The 6,820-nt window shown below is 50.8% G+C and carries 5 protein-coding genes; 3 read left to right on the top strand and 2 right to left on the bottom strand.

Annotated elements, in window-relative coordinates:
* Positions 1-165: 165 nt before the first annotated feature.
* Together Q7V48_02310 and Q7V48_02305 are read right to left on the bottom strand one after the other, a co-directional pair.
* Complete coding sequence (locus tag Q7V48_02310) at positions 166-915, bottom strand: acyl-CoA dehydrogenase family protein (protein MDO9209572.1); 750 nt, start codon at positions 913-915, stop codon at positions 166-168.
* Entirely contained in the window at positions 822-1,328 is a 507-nt protein-coding gene (locus Q7V48_02305) for an acyl-CoA dehydrogenase family protein (GenBank protein ID MDO9209571.1), read from the bottom strand. The genes Q7V48_02310 and Q7V48_02305 overlap by 94 nt, the downstream gene beginning before the upstream one ends.
* A 416-nt stretch (positions 1,329-1,744) precedes the next feature.
* Between Q7V48_02305 and Q7V48_02300 the strand changes: the two genes are divergently transcribed.
* From Q7V48_02300 to Q7V48_02290, 3 genes are all read left to right on the top strand, one after another.
* Positions 1,745-3,112, top strand: coding sequence for a VWA domain-containing protein (locus Q7V48_02300; protein ID MDO9209570.1), 1,368 nt, complete (start codon positions 1,745-1,747; stop codon positions 3,110-3,112).
* 85 nt (positions 3,113-3,197) lie between these two features.
* Positions 3,198-4,583 (top strand): FAD-linked oxidase C-terminal domain-containing protein, encoded by a 1,386-nt coding sequence (locus Q7V48_02295; GenBank protein ID MDO9209569.1) that lies wholly within the window; start codon positions 3,198-3,200, stop codon positions 4,581-4,583.
* Complete coding sequence (locus Q7V48_02290) at positions 4,580-5,809, top strand: (Fe-S)-binding protein (GenBank protein MDO9209568.1); 1,230 nt, start codon at positions 4,580-4,582, stop codon at positions 5,807-5,809. Before Q7V48_02295 ends, Q7V48_02290 begins: the two co-directional genes overlap by 4 nt.
* Positions 5,810-6,820: the final 1,011 nt, after the last annotated feature.

Below are 6,820 nucleotides of genomic sequence, written 5' to 3'. Positions count from 1 at the left end.
GAGAAGGAGGGAATCCGGTTTGATTGTGCCTATTTTTATCGAGGAATCCATGACTGATCCGTAAAAACCATTTGCCAAATTTTCAAACTCGATAATTCCCCCCTCCCCTACAAATCCGAATTTTTTCACAGCTTCGGGGAGAGGGGAGGGTGAGGGGGCCATTTTTTATATTGGTTTTCCGGCGCTGAAGATCGAACGGGAGATAATCAGGCGCATGATCTCAGACGTTCCTCCGCCAATAGCGGCCAGCTTGGTGTCCCGAAAGAATCTTTCCACCGGGTATTCATGCATGAGCCCGTAGCCGCCATGGATTTGGACCGCATCACTGGCCGCCTTCATGCCGAACTCTCCGACGAAAAGCTTGGCTACGGCGGCTTCCACCGGGTTGAGAAATCTTCCTTGGTCCTTCAGCCAGGCCACCCGGAAAAGCAAAAGACGGGTGGCTTCGATAATCACCTTCATATCCGCCAGCTTATGCTGGATGGCCTGGAAAGAGGCGATGGGTTTCCCGAATTGGACGCGTTCCTTGGCGTACTTGATGGTGGCTTCCAGGACATACTCCAATCCCCCGAGAAAAGGGGCCATCAAAGTACTGCGGTCCCACTCCACGGTTCCCAGAGCGATAAAAAAACCTTCCCCTTCTTGGCGTAAAACATTCTGAACCGGGACCGGGCAATCCTCAAAGACCAACTCCCCTGTGGTGGATGCTTTCACCCCCATTTTTTTCAGTTCCCGCCCGACGGAATATCCGGGGAATCCTTTCTCTACGATCAAGGCCGAGATCCCCTGAGCTTTTTTCTCTTTATCCGTAACCGCGATGATCACCAGAATGTCGGCGATCGGCCCATTGGTAATAAACATCTTTGTCCCATTGAGAAGATAGGTATCTCCTTTTCTTGTGGCCGTGGTGCGAATCGAAGCCGCGTCGGAGCCAGCGCCCGGTTCGGTAAGACCCATTGCACCCACCCATTCTCCGGAAGCAATTTTGGGAACATATTTTTTTTTTGTTCTTCGGTTCCATGGGTCAAGATGGTATCTCCGCAGAGATAAGTATGCGCCCCCCAAGAAAGACACAGGCCTCCTTCCGCTCCTCCCTGGGCCACGGCTTCTCCGGCCAGGCAGGCCGTGACCACATCCGCGCCGCTCCCGCCGTATTCTTCCGGATAAGTCAGCCCCAGAAGTCCAAAGGCGCCCATCTTCTTCCAGGCGTCCCAGCAAAATTCACCCCTCCAATCGGCTTCCTCGGCTAAGGGGGCAAGTTCTTTCTGAGAAAATTTTAATACCTGCTCCTTGAAGGCTTTCTGCTCGTCGGTGAAACGGAAGTCCATGGTTCTCCCCCCATCATTCCATCATTCCAGTGTTCCAGTATTCTATCGGTCCATTGGGTCAACATTCGATTTAGGAATATAGCCCTTTTTAACTGGCTCAATTTAAGCAAGATGGGAAGTGAATGTCAACCACTTTAAAATCCTTGCCCACCGGCCCTCTGCTGTGCTATTTTAAAAAATAAGCAAACAGTGAAAAAAAGTGTGAGTGTCAGTGTAAGTGTTAGTGGTAGTGAATAATCAATTCATGGCACGGACACGAATCCCTGCCCCTGTTACTTCTTTATTGTTACCATGATTGATGGCTTCGTAAAAAGTCCATCTGCGGCGTTGCGCTGCATCCTTCGTCATTGCGGTGTACTTCTTAAGTACGCCTCATTCCTCAAGATTTGCGCGCCTGGCATCTGGAGCTTTTTACTTTGCCATCCATCTTGATGACTTTTTACGAGATCATCATGATTGGCTATCGATATTTTTACGGCAATAAACCAGTTCCGGCTAAAAGTGCGGACGCCGAACAAATCCTCGATCACCTCACCGACCTTCTCCTCCGGGAAAATGACGTCAATAAATCCCTCGACTTATTGAAGCAGCAAGGCCTAAAGGGACAGGATGAATCCCCGGGGCTTAAGGGGATCCATGATTTCCTGGAAGAAGTTCGGCGCCTGAAGCAGAAACTCCAGGAATCTGCATCCGCAGGAAATGATTTGGCCATAGAAGAGCTGAAACGCCTGGAGAAGCTTGAACATGAACTGCGCCGCGCTTCCTGGGGGCTTGACCTGGAAAAGATCAATGACCAGGAAATCCGGGAATTATTGGGGGAACAGAGTTACCAGCTCTGGAACAACCTCAAGGCCATCCCGCGCCTTCTGGAACTCAACGGCCTCATCGAGAAGTTGGGGGCAAAATATGTGCTCACGCCTAAAGGTATGCGCAAGATCGGACAGAGAGCGCTGCAGGATATTTTTGCCTCTTTAACCCGTGATGCCCTGGGGAATCACGAGACTCATTTTCGGGGCAACGGGATTAATCTTCTTTTAGAGGAAAGTAAACCTTACCGGTTCGGAGATCCTTTTCACCTCAACTTGAGTCGTACGCTAATGAACACGCTGAGTCGCCAAGCATTGATCCCTTCCCGTTCCAGGGGCCGCCAGCTTCTCGACCTCCGGCCGGATGACTTTGAGGTTTATCAAACCGAGAAGCGTACCCGGGCCGCAGTAGTGCTCATGGTGGATATGAGCGGGTCCATGGCCCGCGACGAAAAATTTTTCGCCGCTAAAAAGGTGGCCATGGCCCTGCATACGCTCATGCAATCCCAGTTTCCCCATGACCGCCTGCACCTGATAGGTTTTTCTTCCTATGCCAGGGCTCTGAAGAGCAAGGACCTGCCTTGCCTTAACTGGGATCTGGACAACCCTTACACCAACATGGAAGCAGGACTCATCCTGGCCAAATCTTTCCTCAACCGGGAGCACACTCCTAACAAGCAGATTATCATGGTTTCAGATGGAGAACCCACCGCCCACCTGGAGAACGGCAAGGTCTTCTTCCAGTTTCCTTCCCACCCCAAGACCCTGGCCAAAACCTTATCCGAGTTCAAGAAATGCGCTTCTTGCGGCATCAACTTGAACATTTTCATGCTCGGCCAGGATGCCCATCTCTTGCAGTTTGTCCAGCAGATATCCAGGATGAACCGTGGCCGGGCCTTCTACACCACCCCGAATAATCTGGGCCGTTACCTACTGGTCGATTTCCTTTCTCAGAAACGCAAGTGGATTTTAGCCTAAGGAAAATGGGGCCAAAATTGGGTTTCCAGACCGTTTCCCATTAAATGATAACCTCAAAAACCTCAAGACAAGAAAGGATATTCCCATGCTGACCGAGAAGATCCTGCATGAGTTTGAAACCATTTTGGGCAAAGAGAGAATCCTGACTTCTAAAGAAGACCTTCTCAGTTATGCTTACGATGCCTATGTGGAAGAATACCTGCCCGAGGCCGTCCTTTTCCCCAAGACGTCCGCAGAGGTCTCCCAAATCATGCAGGTGGCCAGTACCCATCGGATCTTCGTTACCCCCCGCGGTGCAGGGTCAGGCTTGGCCGCTTGCAGTTTGGCCAAACAAGGAGGGGTGATCCTTTGCTTTACGATGATGAACCGCATCCTGGAGATCAACAAGCCGAACCGTTATGCCATCGTCGAACCGGGCGTGGTGGTGTCGGAGTTCCAGAAGGAAGTGGAAAAAATCGGTCTCTTCTATCCTCCGGATCCCGGGAGCGCCACAGTGGCCACCATGGGGGGGACCGTCTTGATGAATGCCGGGGGCATGCGGGGGATCAAGTACGGTGTGACCCGGGATTACCTGATGGGTCTGCAAGGGGTGCTCCCTTCCGGAGAAGTCATCCAGACGGGAAGCCTGACCGCCAAAGATGTAACAGGATACGATCTGACACGGCTGATCTGCGGCTCCGAGGGAACCCTGGCCGTGGTAACCCGGATCACCGTCAGACTTCTCCCCAAGCCCAAGGCCCGACGAACCCTCCAGGCAATTTATAATACCATCGATCAAGCAGGAAACACTGTAGCCAGGATCGTTGAAGAGGGCATCATTCCCGCGACCCTGGAGCTGATGGACAAGATGATCATCAAAGCCCTCGAAGACTACGCCCATCTTGGTCTTCCCCTGGACGCCGAAGCAGTGTTGCTCATCGAAGTGGACGGTGACCCGGAATCGGTAGAGAAGCAGGCCGGTATAATCGCCGAGTTTTGCCGGGGTCAAGGGGCCAGGGATGTGCGCGTTTCCCAATCCGAAAAGGAGAGTGAGCAACTCTGGATGGCGCGCCGGGGAGCCTTTGGAGCAGTCGCCCGGATGCGCCCGACCTGCGTGATCGAAGATGCAACCGTGCCGGTGAGCTTCTTGACCCGCGCCATCAAGGAAGTTATAACGATCGCTCAGCGTAACCAGGTCCAGATCGCCGTGTTGGCCCACGCCGGAGATGGCAACCTCCATCCGCTCGTGCTCTGCGACCTCAGAGACAAAGAGGAAATGAAGCGGGTAGAAAAAGCCATGGATGAAATCGTTGATTTTGCCATGTCGGTAGGGGGTGTTCTTTCCGGGGAACACGGGATAGGCATTGCCAAAGCCAAGTACCTTCCGCGGCAGCTGAGCCCCCAGACCCTGAACCTGATGCGGACCCTGAAAAATACCTTTGATCCCCTGGGGATCTTGAACCCCGGGAGTTTTTTGGAGTGTGCTCCGTGATATCCAAAAACCTTCGTGAAGAAGTCCACAACTGCATTAAATGCGGGATTTGCCTCACGCCGTGCCCGGTCTATAAGCAGCGCCTGGTGGAAGTTGCTTCCCCCCGGGGAAAGGTCCAGTTGATCCGCAACATAATGGAAGGCAATCTGGAGCTAAGTGAAAATTTTGTGCGCATCCTGTTTACCTGTTTGCTCTGCGAAACCTGTACGGTAAACTGCCCGAGCGGCTTAAAAGTTGACCAATTGATGAAAGCCATGAGGGTAAAAGTCATCGAGAAATTCGGCCTCCCGGGAAAGAAAAAGTTTCTCTTCGAACTCTTAACGGGCAAACGCCTGTTGCCTTTTTACCTTTTCTGGGGGCGAGTTTTGAGAAATAACCTTCTGCCGCTATTCCCGGTGAAGGGTAAAGTGGGAACCATCCCTCTGAAAAAGTTCCCCCGCTTGAATCGCCAGCCCTTTCTAAAGAAAATTCCGGAGGTAATCTCTGTTCCGGAACCCAAGGGCCGGGTCCTCTATTTCACCGGCTGTGCCACCAATTATTTGGATGGGGAAATTGGCAGGGCAACGATCGAAATTCTGGTACGTTTGGGCGTAGAAGTAATCGTTCCCAAGGATCAGATGTGCTGCGGGCTGCCCATATTTTTGGCCGGGGCCCCCAAGATGGCTTTACCGAATATCCTCAAGAATGTGGCTCTGTTCAACCGCTGGGATGTGGACGTTGTGGTGGTGGAATGTGCTACCTGCGGTGCTGCTCTGAAAAAAGAGTATCCTCACTTCCTTAAAGAAATGGGGGAAAAAACGGAAGAGGCCATGGCCTTGAGCCAGAAGGTCTTGGATATTTCCCAATATCTAATGAAATTCGATTTAGGGAAAATGCTCAAGCCCATAAAAGGAAAAGTAACCTACCATGATCCTTGCCACTTATTGCGCAGCCAAGGAGTAAAGGATGAACCAAGGGCTCTTCTCCGACAAATTCCGGAGCTGGATTTCGTGGAAATGGCCGAAGCCGATGTTTGTTGCGGGGGTGGGGGAACCTTCCAGTGGGAACATCCGAGAATCTCAGAAAATATTACGGCCCAAAAAATCGAGAGCATCGAAAAGACAAAAGCTAACTTCGTGGCCACCGGTTGCCCGGGTTGTCGGCTGCAGATATTCGGAAATTTAAAAAAAGATGGGGTGGAAGTTATCCATCCGGTGCAGCTCATTTTTAGAAGCCTTAGCGGGTAAACATCACTCCGTCGCTTATCCGATTTTTTCCCCGGAAGCGCAATAGACCTCAGCATAAAAAGGAGGGCCGAAGCCCCCTTTTACTTGGGCGGGCCCCTATCGATCCGAGTCAAATAATTGCTTTGAGCCAGCGATAAAACTGGATCAAGGTAATTTTTTCCTTGACATATAAGCCTCAATTATGTATAAAAGTGGTAAAATCTGTCTTATTTAGAACTCAACCTCTTCTCACCCCAAGAGGGAGATTTTTTTGGGTTCTTGGTGAGGGGACGGTTTATTGTCACCCTCAAAGTGACGAGCTGCTGGCCTGGGTTGGATCTTAAAAGCCATCCAATTAAGCGACGATAACGCTTGAAGGCCCAAATGCGAAACTTGCCCAGTGGACGTAAACGATTTCTTGCCTGGTTCTTACCTTGCGGAATCACTCCCCGACCTGATCGAATACTCTCCGTTAGACGGTTCAAGAAAATTCTATTCAACCAATGGACAGGGCTGGAAAGGCCTAGACCAACAAACGCCTGCTCAAGGGAGACGTTAACTCCAAATAAAGGGGAGGTAAGAGGTGGGAAAAATTGTTAAATTGTTGGCCATCATTGCAGCAGTAGTAATCCTGGGCATCGTGGTGTATAGCATGCTTCTCTCTCCGATTCTCCAAAGGGGATGGCAGGGCTGAAAAATTTTCATCCCTTACGCTCTAAATGAATTTAGGGTTTTCCCTCATGGAGGATGAGAAATGCTTCTTTCTGCAAGAGGGGCGCTTAAGAAAAGCAAGGGTATAAGTTCTTTTGATTAGAATAGGGTGTTAGGAGTTTCCCCTAAGACCGAGGAAAGGAGGTGGTGCCAGAGAACAGAAAAAATTTTATTGGAAACGGTTAGAACGGTTTTTGGTTGGCCTTACTTGGGTAATTTTAAATCACTCAAAGAAGATGGACTCGTAAAAAGTCAAAATTTGGATGGCAATGTAAAAAACTCCAGATGCAAGGCGCGCAAATCCTGAGGAGTGAGGTGTAC

The sequence above is a fragment of the Deltaproteobacteria bacterium genome (assembly GCA_030654105.1).
In the GTDB taxonomy this organism is placed as follows: domain Bacteria; phylum Desulfobacterota; class SM23-61; order SM23-61; family SM23-61; genus JAHJQK01.
The sequence above is the reverse complement of the archived record's forward strand: the minus strand, read 5'-3'. Positions and strand labels throughout refer to the sequence as shown.